This is a genomic window from Pseudomonas arcuscaelestis, assembly GCF_016881005.1.
GTDB classification, from domain to species: Bacteria; Pseudomonadota; Gammaproteobacteria; order Pseudomonadales; family Pseudomonadaceae; genus Aquipseudomonas; species Aquipseudomonas arcuscaelestis.
This window is the reverse complement of the sequence record NZ_JACOPV010000041.1, coordinates 1-1,973: the sequence shown is the minus strand read 5'-3', so window position 1 is coordinate 1,973 and position 1,973 is coordinate 1. Positions and strand designations below refer to the sequence as shown.

At 62.9% G+C, this 1,973-nt stretch carries 1 protein-coding gene; it reads left to right on the top strand.

The features are described from left to right. On the top strand, positions 1 to 1,973 hold a 1,973-nt coding region (locus H8F21_RS29020; RefSeq protein WP_203585821.1), incomplete at both ends, for a non-ribosomal peptide synthetase.

Here is a 1,973-nt window from a genome sequence, read left to right as displayed (position 1 = left end):
AGCGTCGAGGCCCTGGAATGGGATGCCGGCACGGCTCAACTGGACCTGACCCTGGAAACCCAGGATAGCGACCAAGGGCTGACGGCAGCGTTGATCTACGCCAGCGATCTGTTCGAGCACAGCACCATCGAGCGCATGGCGCGGCATTGGCTCAATCTGCTGCGCGCTATCGTCACCACCCCGCAGGCCAAGGTTGCCGAGCTGGCGCTGCTCGATGCCGAGGAAACGGTGCAGATCGTCGAGCAGTGGAACGCCACCGCCGCTGAATACCCACTGGATACGCCTGTGCACAGGCTGATTGAACAGCAAGTGCAGGCCACCCCCGACGCGCCCGCCTTGTGCATGGGCGCACAGCAGTTGAGTTACCGCGAGCTGGACCAGCGCGCCAACCAGCTGGCCCATCAGTTGATCGCGTTGGGTGTCGGCCCTGAAGTGCTGGTCGGTATTGCTGTTGAACGCAGTCTGGACATGGTCGTCGGCCTGCTGGCGATTCTCAAGGCGGGTGGCGCTTATGTACCGCTGGACCCGGAATACCCCGAGGAACGTCTGGCCTACATGATCGAGGACAGCCGCATCGGCCTGCTGCTGAGCCAGTCGCATCTGAACCTGACGTGCCCGCAACATCTGACGAAATTGAACCTGGACACCCTGTCGCTGGAAGACTTTTCGGTTCAACCCCCTGCGGTCGACGTCGACCCCGAACATCTGGCCTACGTGATCTACACCTCCGGTTCCACCGGCAAGCCCAAAGGCGCCGGCAACCGTCATAAAGCCCTGAGCAATCGCCTGTGCTGGATGCAACAGGCCTACGGCCTGGGCGCAGGCGACACGGTGCTGCAGAAAACCCCGTTCAGCTTCGACGTGTCGGTATGGGAGTTCTTCTGGCCGCTGATGACCGGTGCGCGCCTGGCCATGGCTGCGCCGGGTGATCATCGTGACCCACGACGGCTGGTAGCGCTGATCCATGCCCATCAGGTCACGACCCTGCACTTTGTGCCGTCGATGCTGCAGATGTTCCTGCTCGACGAGCAGGTCGCCAGTTGCACCGGTTTGCGCCACATCATGTGCAGCGGCGAAGCATTGCCGGTGGACGCTCAAGCTCAAGTGTTGGCGAAACTTCCGAATGCTGGCCTGTACAACCTCTATGGCCCGACCGAAGCGGCCATCGACGTTACCCACTGGACCTGCCGCGACGAAGGCCGCGATGCCGTGCCGATCGGTGCGCCGATTGCCAACCTGCAAACTTACGTGCTCGACGCCGAATTGAAGGCGTTGCCGGTGGGTGTGGTCGGCGAGTTGTACCTCGGTGGCGTAGGCCTGGCGCGCGGTTATCACCGCCGTGCGGCACTCACCGCCGAGCGCTTTGTCACCAGCCCGTTTGGCAACGGCGCGCGATTGTACCGCACCGGCGATTTGGCCAGCCAGCGTGCTGACGGCTTGATCGAGTACCGAGGGCGTATCGACCATCAGGTGAAGATCCGCGGCTTGCGCATCGAGCTGGGCGAAATCGAAGCACGCCTGATGGAACAGGACGCCGTGCGCGAGGCGGTGGTACTGGCGATCGACGGCGCGCTGGTGGCTTACGTGGTGCCTGCTGATTGGGCCCCGCAGCACCAGGAAGCCCTGCGCGATGCGATTCGCGAGCCGTTGCGCCAGGCCTTGCCGAATTACATGGTGCCGGCACAGTGGCTGTTCATCGAACAGATGCCCCTGAGCCCCAACGGCAAGCTGGAACGCAAGGCCCTGCCCAAGCCAGACGCCAACCGCGTGCAGAAAAGCTACGTGGCCCCGCGTACGGCCGTAGAGCAGCAGATCGCGGCGATCTGGCAGGACGTATTGAAGATCGAGCGAGTAGGGTTGGCCGATAACTTCTTCGAGCTCGGCGGTGACTCGATCATCTCCATCCAGGTGGTCAGCCGCGCCCGCCAGGCTGGCATTCGTTTCAGCCCTAAAGACTTGTTCCAGCATCAGAC